The following is an 18,693-nucleotide window of genomic DNA, read 5'->3' as shown; positions in this document are numbered from 1 at the left end:
CGGCGCAGCCGGGGCCCGCACCTGCGCGATGCGGGCCCCGGCTGTACCGCCCGGAACACGAGATACGGGCCCCGGCTGTCTCTCCCGGAACACGAGATGCGCGTCCCGGCTGTCTCTCCCGGAACGCGAAACGGTTTCCGGATGTCTCTACCGGAACAATAGTGCGCCTCAGGACCTTCCCGCCCCGACCCCCCGCCCTCCGGACGCCCCGGGACCGCGCACGGCGATCCCGTCCAGCACCATGGACAGGTACTGGCGGGCGATCTCCTCCGGGCTGTGCTGCCCGCCCGGCCGGTACCAGGACGCGGCGACCCAGACGGTGTCGCGGACGAAGCGGTAGGTCAGGCGGACGTCGAGGTCGGCGCGGAAGACCCCGTCCGCGACGCCGCGCTCCAGGGTCCCGAGCCAGGCCCTCTCGAACTTGCGCTGCGAGTCGACGAGGTAGCCGAAGCGGGGCTGGTCGACGAGGTGCAGGGACTCCTTCTGGTAGATGGCGACGGCGGCGCGGTGCCGGTCGATCTCCCGGAAGGACTCGGTGACCAGGGCCTCGATGGTCTCGCGGGGGCCGAGCGCGGCGCCGAGGACGGCGTCGTACCCCTCCCACAGCTCGTCCAGGAAGGTGGAGAGGATCTCGTCGAGCATCGACTCCTTGGAGTCGAAGTGGTAGTAGAGGCTGCCCGCGAGCATCCCGGCGGCGTCCGCGATCTTGCGGACGGTGGTGGCGTTGTACCCCTGGGCGGCGAACACCTCGGCCGCCGTGTCCAGGAGTTCACGGCGCCGCTCGGGCCCCCCGCTCACGTGGGTCTTCTTCTTGCTTGCAGTGTTCGGCACGTGCCCATTCTGGTCCCCCCCGCGCGCGGGCCCGCCCGGGACTCGGGCGTCCTGTCACGGCGGGCTCGGGTTCGGCGGTCCAGGTAGCCGGCGGTCCAGGTAGCCGGCGGCTCAGGCGGTCGGCGGCTCAGGCCGTCGGCGGCTCAGGCCGTCGGCGGCTCAGGCCGTCGGCGGCTCAGGCCGTCGGCGGCTCAGGCCGTCGGCGGCTCAGGCGGTGGCCGCGCGCTCCGCCGCGCTGCGCTCCACGCAGAACTCGTTGCCCTCCGGATCGGTCAGGGTCGCCCAGCCGGTGCCGTCCGGGTTCCGGTGGTCCTCGAAGAGCGTGGCGCCGAGGGCGAGCAGCCGCTCGACCTCCTCGTCGCGGGTGCGGTCCTGCGGCTGGAGGTCGAGGTGGACGCGGTTCTTCACCGTCTTCCCCTCGGGCACCTGGATGAAGAGGAGGCCCGCGCCGGCCGACTCGACGAGCGCCTCCGGGTCGCCGGGCTTGTCGTCGTCGGAGACCTTGGAGCCGAGCACCTTCGCCCAGAAGGTCGCCAGGGCGTGGGCGTCGGCGCAGTCGATGGTCGTGTGGCGTACGAGAGAGCTCATGGCGTCATGATCGCCCGTGCCCCGTCCGGGAGCCACCCGATTCGCAAAGCCGGGCCGACGGCGGAGAGTCGCCTGCCCTCCGCCTGGCGGCCGCCGGTTCACGACCGGACGACGCCCTGGGCCCGGGCCGCGGCGAGCCAGGCCGGGAACTCGGAGACGAGCCGGTCGTACAGCTCGGCGTCCGGGACCCGGCTCGGGTCCTGGCCCGCGTGGAAGAAGCCGGCGTTGTCCAGGGGCCGCTTCGCCGGCACGTCCAGTTCGTCGAGCCTGCGCAGGAACTCGAACTGCCGGCTGCCGGGGTCGCCGAAGCCGACGAACTGCCAGAAGATCGGCAGTCGGGCCGCCTTGCAGACGTACCGCTCGGCGGCGAGCTTGTTGATCGGCCCTCCGTCGGTCTGGAAGACGACGAGCGCGGGCGCGGTGGAGCCGCTGTCCAGGTAGTGGTCGATGACGGCGTCCATGGCGAGGTGGTAGCTCGTCTTCCCCATGTGGCCGAGCCCGGCGACGATCCGGTCGATCCGGCCGGCGTGGTCGTCGAGCCGGATCTCGGTCTCCGCGTCGACGTCGGTGGAGAAGAGGACCACCGGCACCCGTCCGTCGTCGTCGAGGTGCGCGGAGAGCCCGAGGACCCGGTCGGCGAGGGCCTGCACGGTGCCGTTCGCGTAGTACGGCTTCATGGAGCCCGAGTAGTCGATGACGAGGTAGACGGCGACCCGCTGCCCGCCGATCCCGTGCCGCGCCAGTGACGCCCCGGCCTCCTTGTAGAGGCTCACCAGGGCGGGCGCGGTCTCCTCGACCTTCCGCAGGCTCAGTGCCATGGCCGTTCCCCCTCCAGTTCCTCGATGTCCGCGAGCATGGCGTCGGCCAGGTCGCGCTCGGCCGTGTAGTACCGCTCGGCCCACACGAGGGTCAGCCGGGGGTGCGCCCACGCCTCGTCCGCCTCCGCGTCCGCCGCGTCCGCCTCGGCGCGCCGCCGCATGCGCTCGGCGTACTCCCGGTGCGCGGCCAGGATCTCCCGCATCCGCTCGGGTTCGAGGAGGTGGCCCAGCCAGAGCCGCAGCATCGGCCCGTGCTTCAGGACGGGCGGGTCGAGGGGGGCGGTGCGGGCCCAGGTGCGGACGGCGGCGAGGCCCTCGTCGGTGATCCGGTAGACGCGTTTGTCACGGGTGCCGGCCTCGGGGGCGACGAGCCGCGAGGTGGCGTAACCGCTGCTCTCCAGGCGCTTGAGCTCGCCGTAGACCTGGCTGAAGGACGGGCTCCAGTAGAAGAGGCCGAGGGACCGGTCGGCCCACTTCTTGACGTCGTAGCCGGACAACTCCCGTCCGTGGGACAGCAGTCCGAGCACCGCCCAGCCGGTCGCGGGAAGCCCTGGCACGCTCTCTCGGTCCACCACGGAGGGCAGTCTACGGTTCTTCCCTCCTCCCCCTGTGCCTGCTAGAAGTATTTCGATTAGGCATAGCGCAAGCCTGCCCCGGGAGGAGCGTCCCGTGAAGTTCTCCATGATCTTCGAAGCACAGCTCGTCGACCCGACCCCCGACCGCGAACGCCAGGTCCTCCACGACTGCGTCGAACAGGCCGTCCTCGCCGAGGAGACGGGCTTCGACCGGATCTGGGCGGTCGAGCACCACTCCCTCACCCAGTACGCCCACATGACCGCGTCCGAGATCTTCCTGACCTGGGTCGCCGCCCGCACCCGGACCATCCGCGTCGGCCACGGCGTGGTCACCATGCCCTTCGGCTACCAGCACCCGGTCCGGGTCGCCGAACGCGCCGCCATGCTCGACGTGCTCTCCGGAGGCCGGGTCGACGTGGGCGCCGGCCGGGGCGCGACCCGCCAGGAGACCCGGATGTTCGGGGTGCGCCCGGAGGACACCCGCCCGCAGACCGAGGAGGCCCTGCGGATCTTCGCCGCCGCCTGGCGGGAGCCGGAGCTGGAGTGGCACGGCACCCTCGACATCGGCCCCGGCGCGGTCCTGCCCCGCCCCGTGCAGACGCCCCACCCACCGCTCTTCATGGCCTGCTCGCAGCACGAGTCGCTCCGGCAGGCCGCCGAACTCGGCATCGGCGCCCTGGTGATGGGCTTCGCCGGGGCCGACGACGTGCGGGCGATGCGCGCGGTGTACGACGAGGCGATCGGCGCGCGGGACGGATCCCGGTTCGTCTCCACCGAGGTCAACGACCACTTCTCCGCCCTGTGCCCGACGATCGTCCTCGACGACGCCGCCCGCGCCCTCCGGCTCGGCACCCGGGGCCAGCGCTTCTTCGCCGAGTCGATCGCGCACTGGTACGGCGGGGCTCCCGCTCCCACGGGCCACGCGGAGGACGAGGACCACACCGGGGTGCTCGACGAGGAACGGCGGCGACTGGTCGCCCGGCTCCACGAGGCCGACGTCCCCGCCCGCCCGGTCGACACCGGCCCGTACAACACCGACCACGCCTACGGGGACGCGGCCACCGCGATCGCCTACGTCGAACGCCTCCGGGAGATCGGCGTCGACGAGGTGATGTGCCTGATCCAGATGGGCACGGTGCCGCAGGACGCCTGCCTGGAGACGATCCGCCAGTGGGGCGAGCACGTGATCCCGCACTTCCGCCGAGCACCGGCGTCCCCGTGAGGCCCGCGGATCACCGGCAGGGCCCCCGGCCGGTCCTGACGTTCTGGAATCATGGACGTTCGGGGGCGCCGCACACGGGAATCGGGGGTACGGGTGAGCGCGACGACGGCCACGTCGGGGGACACGACCGAGGAGCCGGTGACCGGAGCACGGCGGGCTCTGCTCATCGGAGTCGGCAGGACCGCGTTCCTGGAACGGGACGAGACCCTCGCCGGGCTCTTCCCCGCGCTCGGTTTCGTCGACCGCGACATCGAGCTCGTCGGAGCCGCCCTCGCCGAGTCCGGCTACACCGTCGACGCCCTCCACCCCGGTCATCCCAGCCCGGAGCGGCAGGACACCGGGGTCGGCTCGATCGTGAGCGCCGTGGAGGACTTCCTCCTCTCCTGCACGGCCGGGGACACGGCGTTCCTCTACGTCTCCGGCCACGGGGTGACCGTCGGCGAGCGCGAGTACCTGCTCACCTCGGACACCCGGCCCCGCGCCGACGGCTCCCTCATCGCGCAGACGATCCTCGAAACCGCCCCCGAAGTCCTGTTGGGCGCGGTGCCCCCGGGCGTCACGGTCGTGGTCTGCCTCGACACCTGCCGGACCGACCAACCGCCCTCGCCCGCGGACGCGGACGAGGCGCGTCTGGTGAACTCCGGTTACCGCGACGTGGCCTGGCTGCTCGCGACCGGCCGCGGTCAGCCGGCCTACGCCGACCCCGAGAAGGGCAGCTACTTCGGCATCGCCCTCTCCGAGGCCCTGTCCCGCAACAGCCCCCCGAAGACCCTGAAGGACGTCCACGACTTCGTCCGGGCCCGGGTCGAGCGGCTGACCGCCCGGCTCACGGAGCCCCCGCCGACGATCGACTTCCTGTGTGTGCCGGGCCTCGCCGAACGGCTGGTCCTCTGCCGGGGCTCCCAGGAGACCCAGCGCTGGTCCGAAGCGGTCGCCGACTCCGTGCTCTGGCGGCACACCTCGCACGCCGACGCGCACGAGCGGGTCAAGGAGAAACTGGCCGACCTGGCGCGCGAGGTCGCGAAGAGCCGCCTGGGCACGGACTCGGCCCTCGCGACCCCCTGGAGCGACCCGGACTACCCGATCCGGGTCGTCGACCGGCTCGGCCGGCTCGTCGAGGCCGCCCGCCTCACCGGGCGCGAGCGCCTCTCCCCCGCCGAGACGGCGGCCCTGCTCGCCGCGCCCCTGCTGCACGAGGGGGTCGTCGCCATCGCCCTGAGCGAGCTGGCGGCACTCCGGCCGGACCGGATCGACCGGTCCGAGGACGGGCGGGGGCGGGCGCCCGCCACCCCGCACGACCATCTGGTGTGCGACGCGGCGCGGGACGTGTCCCGGGCGCACTCGCAGGTCAGCCTGGCGGCGGAGACCCTGCGCCGACGCCACCTGACCGGGCCCGCCACGGCGGCCGACCACTGGCTGCGCCACCGGTTCATCGCCGACTGGGACCGCCTGTGGGACGGTACGGGCGACTACGCGGCGGTCGACCACCTGCTCGCCATGGTGGTCTCGGCCGTGACGGCCGGGTACGCCGGCGAGACCTCCCCGCAGAACCGCGCCCTGATCGACCGCCAGCTCCGCCAGGTCCTGGCCCACGTCACGGTCGCGCCCGGCAGCAGCCCCCGCATCAACGACAGCGGCGAACTCCGCTGGAACGAGCACCCGGCCGTGCCCGGCAACACCTGGCGCGCCCGTGACCTCGCGTACCTCGTCTGGCTGGCCTCGCTCCTGGCCGCGGACCCCCGGCGCATGTCCAGCGTCCTCGTCGACCACCTGGGCGCCCACCGCCGGCTCGTGCCCTCGGACGTCACCTCGGCCCTCTCCGAGTACCGCCTGGAGTCCCCCGACGAGCACGCGCGGACGGGCGGCGACGGGTACGACCTGGCGGTCCACTTCCTCTGCCCGCACCCCGCGCTGCACGCGGCCGTGGAGGAGCTGGCGGCGACCGCCGACGCGTCGGTCCGGGCCCGGCACAAGAGCTGGAAGGAGGCCCGGACGACCGCCCCCGACCTGCTGCGCGGCATCCCGCGCAAGGTGACCACCGAGTTCCTCGAACCACTGGAACAGCAGTACACCAAGCCGCTGGAGCGCTTCCGCCTCGCCGAGGACGAGATCCGCCCGCTGCTCATGGGCACGCAGCTGTACGGGGACAGGATGCTCGCCGTCCGGGAGCTCTACCAGAACGCCCTGGACGCCTGCCGGCACCGGCAGCTGCGCGCCGAGTACGGGCGGAGCCTGCGCAAGTGCGGGGCGAAGGGCCGTGAGCCGGAGATCTCCTTCGTCCAGGGGTACGACGAGGAGGACCGTCCGTACATCGAGTGCCGCGACACGGGCACCGGCATGAGCCGCAGAAAGCTCACCTCGATGTTCGCCCGCGCGGGCAAGCGGTACGAGCAGGACCCGGACTTCGTGCAGGAGCGACGGAACTGGCGGCGGGCGGGCATCGAGCCGGTCCCGTTCAACAGCCGTTTCGGCATCGGCGTGTTCAGCTACTTCATGCTGGCGGAGGAGGTCGTGGTCACCACCGCCACCACCGACCTCCACGGCAACCCCTCCCGTACGGAAGCACCCCTGCAGGCCACCATCCAGTCCGGCTCGGGCCTCCTGGAGATCGTGGGGACGACCGAGGCCCCGGAGCGCGGGGGCACCGTGGTCCGCCTCTACCTGAACGCGGACGGCGGGACGCCGCCGTCGCTCGTGGAGACGCTGCGCTCGCTGCTGTGGGTGAGCGACCACCGGGTGACGGCGGAGGAGCTGGACCGGGACGGCAACCGGATCCGCTGGGCGGAGTGGTCGCCCGGCGAGCTCCAGGCCTCGGCGAACTGGCCGGCCAAGCCCGCCGCGGCGGGGACGGACGCCTGGCTCGTCCAGGGCAGGGGCCAACTGCTCCTGGACGGCGTGGTGATCAAGAACGCGCCGGAGGTCGACGGCTACGTCTTCAACCTGCGCGAACGGGACCAACCGGTGCCGACGGTGGACCGGAACGGGCTGATCGGCCACGACGAGGAAGGCGTCCTGCTCCGCCTGCTGGCGGGCGTGCCCGAGGCGGTGGCCGCCTTCGAGGAGGTGTCGCTGCGCTGGCTGTGGGGGCTCGCCCGCACGGAACCGAAACTGGCGGTGGAGGTCTTCGACTCGCTGCCCGGGGACGCGGTGGGGGTCCTGCACGCGACGCACGAGGAGTACAGCCTGGCCTCGCCGACGTTCCGGCTGCGCGAGGTGGGGTGCTTCCCCTCCGACAGTGAACTCATCCGACTGCGCAGTTACACCATCGCCCCGACCATCGACAGCACGACGCTGAAGCGGTGGCGGCACTCCGCGCTGGGCGCGCTCCGCAACCAGGGCGACCGGTTCGCTCCGGACAGCTATCCCCGACCCGTCGGTCTGGACATGCTGCTCTTCCTGCAGGGCATGCCCGGCGGCTGGGCCGCGCCCCTGCGCGCGGCCGCGCGGAGCGGACAGTCCCTCGCCGCGGCCGTCCGCGCCCAGCGGAGATTCGCCGTCGTCGGCGTGCAGGTGCCGGACGTCGCCGACGTACGTGCGTTGAGAACGCTCTTCCCGACCGCGGTCATGGCCGACTCCGTCCACGCGCACGACAACGCGAGGCGTGAGTCGACCAGGGGGCCCTCTGCGCGCCCGGCCGCCTTCGCTCCGCTCCTGCCGGTCGCGCACACCCACGGCATCACCCTGGCCGAGGCGCTCGCGTCGGTACGGGAGCTGACGCGCATCGTGCCGCTGCCCGGATGGGAGGAGGTGCCCGAGCACTCCGCGGGCGTCGTCCTGGAGGCGGAGGTCCGCGCACTGGCCAGCCCCGAACCCATGGCCGTGTGGAGGACGGCACGGGACTGGCACGAGGGCGTCGTCCACCCGGTCGACCTCCTGGTGCGGGCCCCGTCCGTCGAACGGCGCAAGGACCTCGCCGAGCGCATCGACGAGCTGAAGAGCCTGGGCTTCTCCCTGGCCCCCGAGGTCTCCGCCGCGACGCTCGGCCATCGGCCCCTGACCGGCGAGGAGCGCCGCCTCCTGTCGCACGCGGTGAACGGCAGGCCGCCCTGGGTCGACGGCCCCCTCGACATGCTCGACGTCCTCGACCGATCCAGCAGGATGGATCTCCCGGTCGGCGACGTGGTGGACCAGATCAACGGCCTCACGCCCGTCACCGGCGTGTCGGCGCCTCCGGTGCCGGACGAGATCCGCGACTGGACGGTCCCGGGCTGGATCAGCGCTCTTCGCCCCGGACAGGGACAGGACTGCGGAAACATCGGCCCCTGGCGTCTCGTCGGAGCGATTCGGCACATCGCTTCCGGGCCCGGCTTCGCCTCGGCCCTTCGGGATCTGAGGCTCCTGGACGCCTGCGGCGTTCTCGCCCCCGGCTGTCGCGCCCTCGTCGAAGCGAGCGCTCAGCAGCTCGCCCAGGACCCCCTCGTCGACGAGCTGCTCAACATCGTCTATCCCCGCCTGGAGTACGGCAGGGGTCCCTGGGACCTCGACACGGACGGCCTCGGTCTGGGGCCCTTGACCCGCCTCGCCGCCCAGCAACGGAACACGCTGGGCGACGAGGCGGACCGCCTGGCGGCGCTTCCCCTGCCCCTCCCCCTGAAGGTCGTCGACCTCCCGGACTCCCTCCGGTCGGTGGCTCCGTACGCCACGACGCATTTCCTCTTCGACCACAGGAACCTCACCGCGGCGGCGCTCCGCACCGAGCTCACCTGCCGGGACCTCCTGGGCGCGGTCCGCACGGGCAGCAGCCTCGGCGACGTCGTCCGCATCGCCCAGGCCTTCCTCCCGGCCGGCGGCCCCGCCCTCCCCGGCCCCTTCACCGGTCCCGACGCCGCGACCCTGGACGACTTCGACCCCGACGACTTCGACCTGGCCGCCTTCGGGCCGGATCTGCTCGGCGCCGGCACCCTCGGTCCCCTCGAACTCGTCCTCGTCGCGGGCCGGTTCGGCCGCACGCTCTGGTGGGCGTACGAGCGCTACGCGCCCTTCCGCTGCCTCGGGCTCGACGTCACCGTCCCCGAGCCCGTCGGGGACGAACGGGACCTGGAGCCCGACTGGCGCGACGTCATCGTGCTCACCGCCCGGCTGACCGGCCGTGCCCCGGCCCTCGAAGGAACCGTCGACCCCGATCACGTACTCCTCTGCTCCGAGGAGACGGACCTGTCCGAGCCGGAGGTCCTCGACCGGCTCGCGCGGTACCGCCGCCTCTTCGACCTCGACCTTCCCAGCGCCCCAGGAGGCCCCCGCCCGTGAGTTCCGCCGTTCCCTACCGCGTCACGGACCGGCCCCCCACCGCGCCGGTCACGACCTTCCTCTGGCAGTCCCGGGGCGCCGGGCGCCTGGAGGCCACGGGCGAGTGCCCGCAGTGCCGGTGCGTGACCACCCGGATGTGGGAGAACGTCCAGTACGTCACCAAGGGCCCCGCCGGCCCGGACAGGCAGGCCTTCGACAACGGCGAGCCGAAGTACGCGCGGTGCGCCTGCCCGACCTGGCACGTGGACCGGCCCGCCGGGGTGGAGAAGGGCTGCGGCGCCTCGTTCTACCTCGCACCGCCCCGGGGGCTGTCGCTGTGAACGAGTTCACTCCCGAGGAACTGCGCGACGCCGACGACCGGGTCCTGGCCATGGCCACCCCGCCCGAGCAGCTCAGGGCGGCACTCCAGCAGGCCGAGGGCTACCGGAACTTCCTCGCCACGCTCACCGGGCTGCTCACCGTCGTCTTCGTGCTCAAGGGGCAGGAGAACCTGGGCAAGATGACCACCGGGCCCCGGTGGTGGGTGATCGGGCTGCTCGCCGGGGCGTTCCTGCTGCTCCTCCTGGCGTCCTGGCTGATGGTCTCGGCCGTGCACGAGCGGCCGGGGCGGAAGCTGCCCTCGGGTGCGGAGTACCTGCTGCGGTACGAGAAGGAGCGCGCCGAGACCGTTCGGCTGATGACCGGCTGGGCCCGCTGGATGGGCCTGGTCGGCATCCTGGCGGTCTCGGCGGCCTCGCTGATCACCTGGGTCTGGCCCGGCAAGGGCTGAAGACGCACCGCAGCGCCCCCCAGGTCGTCCGGTCGGGGACGTTCGGGGGGCGCTGCGCTCAGTTCCGCACGTCGTTGTGCGGGACGTTCGGGGGTGATCCGGGGGATCAGACCGTCAGGGCACGGTCCGTCGGGCGGATCGGGGCCGGCAGGGAGCTGGCGCCGGTCAGGTAGCGGTCCACGCCGCGGGCGGCCGAGCGGCCCTCGGCGATGGCCCAGACGATGAGGGACTGGCCGCGGCCGGCGTCACCGGCGACGAACACGCCGTCGACGTTGGTGGCGAAGTCCGCGTCACGGGCGATGTTGCCCCGCTCGTCCAGCGCCAGACCGAACTGCGCGACCAGGCCGTTCTCCACGTCCGTGCCGGTGAAGCCCATCGCGAGCGTGACCAGCTGGGCGGGGATCTTGCGCTCCGTGCCCGGCTTCTGGGTCAGCTTGCCGTCGACGAACTCGACCTCGACGAGGTGGAGGAACTGGACGTTGCCCTCCTCGTCGCCCTCGAAGTGGGTGGTGGAGACGGAGTAGACCCGCTCGCCGCCCTCCTCGTGCGCCGAGGTGACCTTGTAGAGCATGGGGAAGGTCGGCCAGGGCTGGCCGGCGTTCCGCTCGTCGCCCGGCTTCGGCATGATCTCCAGCTGCGTGACCGAGGCCGCGCCCTGGCGGTGCGCCGTGCCGACGCAGTCCGCGCCGGTGTCGCCGCCGCCGATGACGACGACGTGCTTGCCCTCGGCGGTGATCGGCGGGGCCACGAAGTCGCCCTCGACGACCTTGTTGGCGAGCGGCAGGTACTCCATCGCCTGGTGGATGCCGTTCAGCTCGCGACCCGGGACGGGCAGGTCGCGGGCGGTGGTGGCGCCGGCGGCGATGACCACGGCGTCGAACCGCTTGCGCAGGTCCGTCGACGTCAGGTCGCGGCCGATCTCGATGCCGGTGCGGAACTTGGTGCCCTCCGCGCGCATCTGCTCGATGCGGCGGTTGATGTGCCGCTTCTCCATCTTGAACTCGGGGATGCCGTAGCGGAGGAGACCACCGATGCGGTCGGCCCGCTCGTACACGACCACGGTGTGGCCGGCCCGGGTCAGCTGCTGGGCGGCGGCGAGGCCCGCCGGGCCCGAGCCGATGACGGCGGCGGTCTTGCCGGAGAGGCGCTCGGGCACCTGCGGCTTGACGTCGTTCGCGTCCCAGGCCTTGTCGATGATGGAGACTTCGACGTTCTTGATGGTGACGGCCGGCTGGTTGATGCCGAGCACGCACGCGGACTCGCACGGGGCCGGGCACAGACGGCCGGTGAACTCCGGGAAGTTGTTGGTGGCGTGCAGCCGCTCCTGCGCCGCCGACCAGTCCTCGCGGTAGGCGTAGTCGTTCCACTCGGGGATCAGGTTCCCGAGGGGGCAGCCGTTGTGGCAGAACGGGATGCCGCAGTCCATGCAGCGGCCGGCCTGCTTGCTGATGATCGGCAGCAGGGAGCCGGAGACGTAGACCTCGTTCCAGTCCCTGACGCGCTCGCCCACCGGTCGGGTCTGGGCGACTTCGCGCCCGGTGGTCAGGAAGCCCTTGGGGTCAGCCATGGGACGCAGCCTCCATCATCTTCTCGGTGGTCTCGGCCTCGGAGAGACCGGCGAGCTCAGCGGCGTCCTTGGCGGCGAGCACGGCCTTGTACGTGGCGGGGATGATCTTGCTGAACCGGGCCGCGGCGGCGTCCCAGTCGGCGAGGAGCTTCTCGGCGACCGTCGAACCGGTCTCCTCGAAGTGGCGGCGCACGACGTCGTGCAGCCACGCCTTGTCGGTGTCCGACGGGGTCTCGACCGCCTCCAGGTTCCCGGAGTTGACGTTGTCCCGGTCGAGGTCGACGACGTAGGCGACGCCGCCCGACATGCCGGCCGCGAAGTTGCGGCCGGTCTCGCCGAGGACGACCGCCGTGCCACCGGTCATGTACTCGCAGCCGTGGTCGCCCACGCCCTCCGAGACGACCAGGGCGCCGGAGTTGCGGACGCAGAAGCGTTCGCCGGTGCGGCCGCGGAGGAACAGCTCGCCGCCGGTCGCGCCGTAGCCGATGGTGTTGCCCGCGATGGTCGAGTACTCGGCCAGGTGGTCGGCGCCCCGGTCCGGGCGGACGATCACCCGGCCGCCGGAGAGGCCCTTGCCGACGTAGTCGTTGGCGTCGCCCTCCAGGCGGAGGGTGACGCCGGCCGGCAGGAAGGCGCCGAAGGACTGGCCCGCGGAGCCGGTGAAGGTGATGTCGATGGTGTCGGCCGGGAGGCCGGCGCCGCCGAACTTCTTCGTCACCTGGTGGCCGAGCATGGTGCCGACCGTGCGGTTGATGTTGCGGATCGCGACCTGGGCGCGGACCGGCTGGGCCTCCTCGGCGGAGGGCGCGTTCAGGGCCTCGGCGGCGAGCTGGATCAGCTCGTTGTCGAGGGCCTTCTCCAGGCCGTGGTCCTGCTCGACCCGGGCGTGGCGGACCGCGCCCTCGGCCAGCTCGGGCACGAAGAAGAGCGGCTCCAGGTCGAGACCCTGCGCCTTCCAGTGCGTGACCGCGCGGCTGGTGTCGAGCAGCTCGGCGTGGCCGACGGCCTCTTCGAGGGTGCGGAAGCCCAGCTCGGCGAGGAGCTCGCGGACCTCCTCGGCGATGAACTCGAAGAAGTTGACGACGAACTCGGCCTTGCCGGAGAAGCGGTCGCGCAGGACCGGGTTCTGGGTGGCGATGCCGACCGGGCAGGTGTCGAGGTGGCAGACGCGCATCATGACGCAGCCGGAGACGACGAGCGGCGCGGTGGCGAAACCGAACTCCTCGGCGCCGAGGAGCGCGGCGATGATCACGTCGCGGCCGGTCTTCAGCTGGCCGTCGGTCTGGACGACGATCCGGTCGCGCAGGCCGTTGAGCAGCAGCGTCTGCTGGGTCTCGGCGAGGCCGAGCTCCCAGGGGCCGCCCGCGTGCTTCAGCGAGGTCAGCGGGGAGGCGCCCGTTCCGCCGTCGTGGCCGGAGATCAGGACGACGTCCGCGTGGGCCTTGGAGACACCGGCGGCGACCGTGCCGACGCCGACCTCGGAGACCAGCTTCACGTGGATGCGGGCGACCGGGTTGGCGTTCTTGAGGTCGTGGATCAGCTGGGCCAGGTCCTCGATGGAGTAGATGTCGTGGTGCGGCGGCGGCGAGATGAGGCCGACGCCGGGCGTCGAGTGACGCGTCTTGGCGACCCATGGGTAGACCTTGTGGCCGGGCAGCTGACCGCCCTCGCCGGGCTTGGCGCCCTGGGCCATCTTGATCTGGATGTCGTCGGCGTTGACCAGGTACTCGCTGGTGACGCCGAAGCGGCCGGAGGCGACCTGCTTGATCGCGGAGCGGCGCACCGGGTCGTACAGGCGCTCCGGGTCCTCGCCGCCCTCACCGGTGTTGGACTTGGCGCCCAGCCGGTTCATGGCGACGGCGAGCGTCTCGTGCGCCTCGCGGGAGATGGAGCCGTACGACATGGCGCCGGTGGAGAAGCGCTTGACGATCTCGGAGACCGGCTCGACCTCGTCGACGGGGATCGAGGGGCGGTCCGGGGCGAAGCCGAAGAGGCCGCGGAGCGTCATGAGGCGCTCGGACTGCTCGTTCACCCGCTCCGTGTACTTCTTGAAGATGTCGTACCGCTTGGTGCGCGTGGCGTGCTGCAGGCGGAAGACGGTCTCCGGGTCGAACAGGTGCGGCTCGCCCTCGCGGCGCCACTGGTACTCGCCGCCGATGTCCAGGGCGCGGTGCGCCGAGGGGACTCCGGAGACGGGGTACGCCTTGGCGTGGCGGGCGGCGACCTCCTTGGCGACGACGTCGAGGCCGGCGCCGCCGATCTTGGTGGCCGTGCCGTTGAAGTACGTGGCGACGAAGGCCTCGTCGAGGCCGACGGCCTCGAAGACCTGGGCGCCGCGGTAGGAGGCGACGGTGGAGATGCCCATCTTGGACATGACCTTGAGGACGCCCTTGCCGAGGGCGTAGATCAGGTTCCGGATGGCCTGCTCGGGCTCGATGCCCTCGATGAAGGTGCCGGCGCGGACCAGGTCCTCGACGGACTCCATGGCGAGGTACGGGTTGACCGCCGCGGCGCCGTAGCCGATGAGCAGGGCGACGTGGTGGACCTCGCGGACGTCACCGGCCTCGACGAGCAGGCCCACCTTGGTGCGCTGCTTGGTGCGGATGAGGTGGTGGTGGACGGCCGCGGTGAGCAGCAGGGAGGGGATCGGCGCGTGCTCGGCGTCGGAGTGCCGGTCGGAGAGCACGATGAGGCGGGCGCCGCCCTCGATCGCCGCGTCGGCCTCGGCGCAGATCGCGTCGATGCGGGCGGCGAGGGCCTCGCCGCCGCCGGAGACCCGGTAGAGGCCGGAGAGGGTCACGGCCTTCATGCCGGGCATGTCGCCGTCGTGGTTGATGTGGATGAGCTTGGCCAGCTCGTCGTTGTCGATCACCGGGAAGGGCAGGGTGACGCTGCGACACGACGAGGCGGTGGGCTCGAGCAGGTTGCTGCCGGGGCCGAGCGAGGAGCGCAGGCTCGTCACCAGCTCTTCGCGGATGGCGTCCAGCGGCGGGTTCGTGACCTGCGCGAAGAGCTGCGTGAAGTAGTCGAAGAGCAGCCGCGGGCGGGCCGACAGGGCCGCGATGGGCGAGTCCGTGCCCATGGAGCCGAGCGGCTCGCCGCCCGTGCGGGCCATCGGGGCGAGGATGACGCGGAGCTCTTCCTCGGTGTAGCCGAAGGTCTGCTGGCGGCGGGTGACCGAGGCGTGGGTGTGCACGATGTGCTCGCGCTCGGGGAGGTCGGAGAGCTCGATCTCGCCGGTCTCCAGCCATTCCGCGTAGGGGTGCTCGGCGGCGAGGGCGGCCTTGATCTCGTCGTCCTCGACGATGCGGTGCTCGGCGGTGTCGACGAGGAACATCCTGCCGGGCTGGAGGCGGCCCTTGCGGACGACCTTGGCGGGGTCGATGTCGAGGACGCCGACCTCGGAGGAGAGGACGACGAGGCCCTCGTCGGTGACCCAGTAGCGGCCGGGGCGCAGACCGTTGCGGTCGAGGACCGCGCCGACCTGGACGCCGTCGGTGAAGGTGACGCAGGCCGGGCCGTCCCAGGGCTCCATCAGCGTGGAGTGGTACTGGTAGAAGGCGCGCCGGTCCGGGTCCATGGTCTCGTGGTTCTCCCACGCCTCCGGGACCATCATCAGGACCGCGTGCGGCAGGGAGCGGCCGCCGAGGTGGAGGAGCTCCAGGACCTCGTCGAAGGAGGCCGAGTCGGAGGCGTCCGGGGTGCAGATCGGGAAGATCCGCTCCAGGGAGCCCTCGCCGAAGGTCGTGGAGTCGAGCTGCGCCTCGCGGGCGGTCATCCAGTTCCGGTTGCCCTTGACGGTGTTGATCTCACCGTTGTGGGCGACGAAGCGGTACGGGTGGGCCAGCGGCCAGCTCGGGAAGGTGTTGGTGGAGAACCGGGAGTGGACCAGGGCCACGGCGGTGGCGCAGCGGCGGTCCGACAGGTCCGGGAAGAAGGGCTCCAGCTGGCCGGTGGTCAGCATGCCCTTGTAGACGATGGTGCGGGCGGAGAGCGACGGGAAGTACGTCGCGGCCTCGCGCTCGGCGCGCTTGCGCAGGACGAAGGCCTTGCGGTCGAGCGCGATGCCCGTGTTCTCGCCGTCGGCGACGAAGAGCTGGCGGAAGACCGGCATGGTGGCGCGGGCGGAGGCGCCGAGCAGCTCGGGGGCGACGGGGACCTCGCGCCAGCCGAGGACGTTCAGGCGCTCTTCGGCGGCGATCGTCTCGATCTTCGCGAGGGTCTCGTCGATGCCGTCCTCGGGGAGGAAGGCGATGCCGACGGCGTACGCGCCGGCCTCGGGGAGCTCGAATCCGGCGACCTCGCGCAGGAAGGCGTCCGGGACCTGGAGCAGGATGCCGGCGCCGTCGCCGGAGTCGGGCTCGGAGCCGGTGGCGCCGCGGTGCTCGAGGTTGCGCAGTACGGTCAGCGCCTGCTCGACCAGCGCGTGGCTGGCTACACCGGTGAGGGTGGCCACGAACCCGACGCCACAGGCGTCGTGTTCGTTACGGGGGTCGTACATCCCCTGAGCAGCGGGGCGACCGTCCATGGGCGACCAGGCGTCGGAACGCATCGGCTCTCCCGTCGTCGTCGTGGCATATGGAGCTGCCGAGGGACGACGTTGGCCCTCCGCGAAATTTCGTGCAGGTTACATGATGGCTGGCTTCTCGCGAAGTGGATAGCTCATTCCAGCATGCGGACATCACCGATACGCAGCGATGGTGTGGGTTCACCTGTGGGATGCGGCGGCAGGGGCTGCCCCGCGGGGGACGGGTCGGAGGTCCGGAGGTTCTTCGGGGCTCCGGCGACCCGTCACTGGAAGTGGGCTTCGTTGCCCGATGGCGCTCAGGCCTCTTTCCCGTTGGTCACGGGTTCGAAACCGCCGAGTAACCGGCTACATATGTGGCGTCCCGCATAGTGTCTCATCGCCGTGGCGGATCGGGCCAGGGAGATACGTCACAGCCGTTTCGAGCGCTCTGCCCCGAAAAGGTGTCACGAAAAGACCGAGAGGCCCCTTTGAGGGGCCTCTCGGTCTTCTGCGGGGGTGCGGAATCCGCACCGGCTCCGTCCGGCTACAAGGCGGCCCCGAAGAGCATGCCGAGCCCGTACGTGACGGCCGCCGCGGCCCCGCCCAGGGCGAGCTGGCGCATGCCGCTGAAGAGCCAGCCGCGGGCGGTCACCCGGGCCACCAGGGCGCCGCAGGCGAAGAGGCCGAGGAGCGCGAGCAGCACGGCCGGCCAGAGCGCGGTCGCCCCGAGCAGGTACGGCAGGACGGGCAGGAGCGCACCGAGGGCGAAGGAGCCGAAGGACGAGACGGCGGCGACCGTCGGCGACGGCAGGTCGTCGGGGTCGATGCCGAGCTCCTCGCGGGCGTGGATCTCCAACGCCTGCTCGGGGTCCTTCGACAGCTGCATCGCGACCTCGCGGGCGAGCTCGGGCTCGACGCCGCGGGAGACGTAGAGCGCGGCGAGCTCCTCCATCTCGTCGACCGGGTGCTTGCGCAACTGGCGGCGCTCGACGTCCAGTTCCGCCTGGACGAGCTCGCGCTGCGAGGCGACGGAGGTGTACTCGCCGGCCGCCATGGAGAAGGCGCCGGCCGCGAGGCCCGCCAGGCCGGTGATGACGACGGTCCCCGAGGAGACCGCACCGCCGGCGACACCGGTCATCAGGGCGAGGTTGGAGACGAGTCCGTCCATCGCACCGAACACCGCCGGGCGCAGCCAGCCGCCGTTCACGTCCCGGTGCGTGTGGTTGTCGCGGTGGGCCTCGTGCAGTGGCGCCTGAGCTTCGATGATGGACATGGCTCTCCCCTCGTTCCTGCGGGTCGGATGCACCCGTCTCCCCCAACACGTCGAAAATACGCCCGATGTAAGGGGCGCGCCAGCAAGCCAGGCCGTACTTACTAAGGTCCGCCTCAGTGAGGACACCCCAACCTGGCGGGGTGTCAGCCGGGTGACAGAGACGTTTCTTCGGCGAGTTCGCGGCCCGTGGTGGCACAGATCCAGGCATCGGGGCGCCGCTGTCGGCGCCCCCGTCGAGGAAGGGGCGCGAGATGGTGACCAGCACGGCCTGCGACACGCGTGAACGGGCGAGGGGGGCGCTCCTCGGCCTCGCCGTCGGCGACGCGCTCGGCGCGCCCGCCGAGAACATGCGGCCCTCCGAGATCCGCCGCCGCTGGGGCCGCATCGAAGGCTTCGTGACGGACAGTCCGGCCGGCACCGACGACACGGAGTACGCCATCTTCTCGGCGCTGCTCCTCGCCCGGCACGGCTCCGCCCTCACCGTCCACCACGTCGAACGGGCCTGGCACCACTGGATCGCCGACCTCGACGAGGGCCCCTTCCGCGGCGCCGGCTTCTCCGAGCGCGGCACCCTGGAGAACCTCCGCCGGGGCCTGGCCGCCCCCATCTCCGCCCAGCACCGCCACGCGTGGTCGGACGGACTGGCCATGCGGGCCGCCCCCTTCGGGGTGTTCGCGGCCGGACGCCCGGCGGAGGCGGCCCGGCTCGTCGCGATCGACGGCAGCGTCAGCCACGACGGCGAGGGCATCTACGGCGGTCAGGCGGTGGCGGCGGGCGTGGCGGCCGCGATGACGGGGGCGACCGTCACCTCGGTGATCGCGGCGGCCCTCTCGGTCGTCCCGATGGACTCCTGGACGGCCCGCTCGCTGCGCCGCGCGGTCGTCGCGGCCCAGCGCGTCCAGGCGGACCCGCTCACCCGCGAACGCCAGGTCCGCTCGGCCGTCGTCATCGGCGGCTATCCCTGGACGGACCTGGCCCCGGAGGCGGTGGGCCTGGCGTTCGGCGCGTTCGCGGCGGCCCGGGGCGACTTCCGCACGGCCGTCCTCACCGCCGTCAACATGGGCCGCGACGCCGACACGACGGCGGCGGTGGCGGGCGCGCTGGCGGGCGCGGCGGGCGGCACGGGCGCGATCCCGCCCGACTGGGCCGCGGCCATCGCCCCGGTCACCGGCAGCTGCCTCCCCTCGATGCGCGGCTACCACGTCCTGGACGTGGCGGACCTGCTGACCCCGGAGGAGGAGTCCTGATGAGCGCGGACCCGACGCCGACGACACCCCCCGCGGACACTTGCCCTGC

At 72.2% G+C, this 18,693-nt stretch carries 12 protein-coding genes; 5 read left to right on the top strand and 7 right to left on the bottom strand.

Going from position 1 to position 18,693, the window contains the following annotated elements; genetic code table 11:
- Positions 1 to 168: 168 nt before the first annotated feature.
- From ACZ66Z_RS15580 to ACZ66Z_RS15565, 4 genes are all read right to left on the bottom strand, one after another.
- Positions 169 to 831: a TetR/AcrR family transcriptional regulator gene (locus ACZ66Z_RS15580; RefSeq protein ID WP_469934496.1), complete on the bottom strand. Its 663-nt coding sequence runs from the start codon at positions 829 to 831 to the stop codon at positions 169 to 171.
- A 207-nt stretch (positions 832 to 1,038) separates the two neighbouring features.
- Positions 1,039 to 1,419 (bottom strand): VOC family protein, encoded by a 381-nt coding sequence (locus ACZ66Z_RS15575; protein WP_469934495.1) that lies wholly within the window; start codon positions 1,417 to 1,419, stop codon positions 1,039 to 1,041.
- A 98-nt stretch (positions 1,420 to 1,517) separates the two neighbouring features.
- Positions 1,518 to 2,237, bottom strand: a complete 720-nt coding sequence (locus ACZ66Z_RS15570) for a vWA domain-containing protein (protein WP_469934494.1) — start codon at positions 2,235 to 2,237, stop codon at positions 1,518 to 1,520.
- Positions 2,228 to 2,812 carry a PadR family transcriptional regulator gene (locus ACZ66Z_RS15565; protein WP_469934493.1) on the bottom strand — a complete coding sequence of 195 codons (585 nt, stop codon included), beginning with the start codon at positions 2,810 to 2,812 and terminating at the stop codon, positions 2,228 to 2,230. The genes ACZ66Z_RS15570 and ACZ66Z_RS15565 overlap by 10 nt, the downstream gene beginning before the upstream one ends.
- Positions 2,813 to 2,906: 94 nt before the next feature.
- On the opposite strand from ACZ66Z_RS15565, the gene ACZ66Z_RS15560 reads away from it, so the two are divergent.
- From ACZ66Z_RS15560 to ACZ66Z_RS15545, 4 genes are all read left to right on the top strand, one after another.
- The gene (locus ACZ66Z_RS15560) at positions 2,907 to 4,034 is read left to right on the top strand and encodes an LLM class flavin-dependent oxidoreductase (protein ID WP_469934492.1); all 1,128 of its coding nucleotides are present in this window, start codon (positions 2,907 to 2,909) and stop codon (positions 4,032 to 4,034) included.
- Between the two features lie 93 nt (positions 4,035 to 4,127).
- On the top strand, positions 4,128 to 9,281 hold the full coding sequence (locus ACZ66Z_RS15555) for an HD domain-containing protein (protein WP_469934491.1): 5,154 nt from the start codon (positions 4,128 to 4,130) through the stop codon (positions 9,279 to 9,281).
- Positions 9,278 to 9,601 carry a hypothetical protein gene (locus ACZ66Z_RS15550; protein ID WP_469934490.1) on the top strand — a complete coding sequence of 108 codons (324 nt, stop codon included), beginning with the start codon at positions 9,278 to 9,280 and terminating at the stop codon, positions 9,599 to 9,601. Before ACZ66Z_RS15555 ends, ACZ66Z_RS15550 begins: the two co-directional genes overlap by 4 nt.
- Positions 9,598 to 10,050: a hypothetical protein gene (locus tag ACZ66Z_RS15545; protein WP_469934489.1), complete on the top strand. Its 453-nt coding sequence runs from the start codon at positions 9,598 to 9,600 to the stop codon at positions 10,048 to 10,050. The genes ACZ66Z_RS15550 and ACZ66Z_RS15545 overlap by 4 nt, the downstream gene beginning before the upstream one ends.
- Positions 10,051 to 10,156: 106 nt before the next feature.
- Here ACZ66Z_RS15545 and ACZ66Z_RS15540 read toward each other — a convergent pair whose 3' ends face one another.
- From ACZ66Z_RS15540 to ACZ66Z_RS15530, 3 genes are all read right to left on the bottom strand, one after another.
- Positions 10,157 to 11,617, bottom strand: coding sequence for a glutamate synthase subunit beta (locus tag ACZ66Z_RS15540; protein WP_469934488.1), 1,461 nt, complete (start codon positions 11,615 to 11,617; stop codon positions 10,157 to 10,159).
- Positions 11,610 to 16,169: a glutamate synthase large subunit gene (gene gltB / locus ACZ66Z_RS15535; protein WP_469934487.1), complete on the bottom strand. Its 4,560-nt coding sequence runs from the start codon at positions 16,167 to 16,169 to the stop codon at positions 11,610 to 11,612. The genes ACZ66Z_RS15540 and gltB overlap by 8 nt, the downstream gene beginning before the upstream one ends.
- Positions 16,170 to 16,668: 499 nt before the next feature.
- On the bottom strand, positions 16,669 to 17,397 hold the full coding sequence (locus tag ACZ66Z_RS15530; RefSeq protein WP_469934486.1) for a VIT1/CCC1 transporter family protein: 729 nt from the start codon (positions 17,395 to 17,397) through the stop codon (positions 16,669 to 16,671).
- Between the two features lie 251 nt (positions 17,398 to 17,648).
- On the opposite strand from ACZ66Z_RS15530, the gene ACZ66Z_RS15525 reads away from it, so the two are divergent.
- Positions 17,649 to 18,644 carry an ADP-ribosylglycohydrolase family protein gene (locus ACZ66Z_RS15525; protein WP_469934485.1) on the top strand — a complete coding sequence of 332 codons (996 nt, stop codon included), beginning with the start codon at positions 17,649 to 17,651 and terminating at the stop codon, positions 18,642 to 18,644.
- The last annotated feature ends 49 nt before the right edge of the window (positions 18,645 to 18,693 follow it).

The organism is Streptomyces sp. NPDC107498, from assembly GCF_055582805.1.
This window is presented reverse-complemented; position numbering and strand designations above follow the sequence as displayed.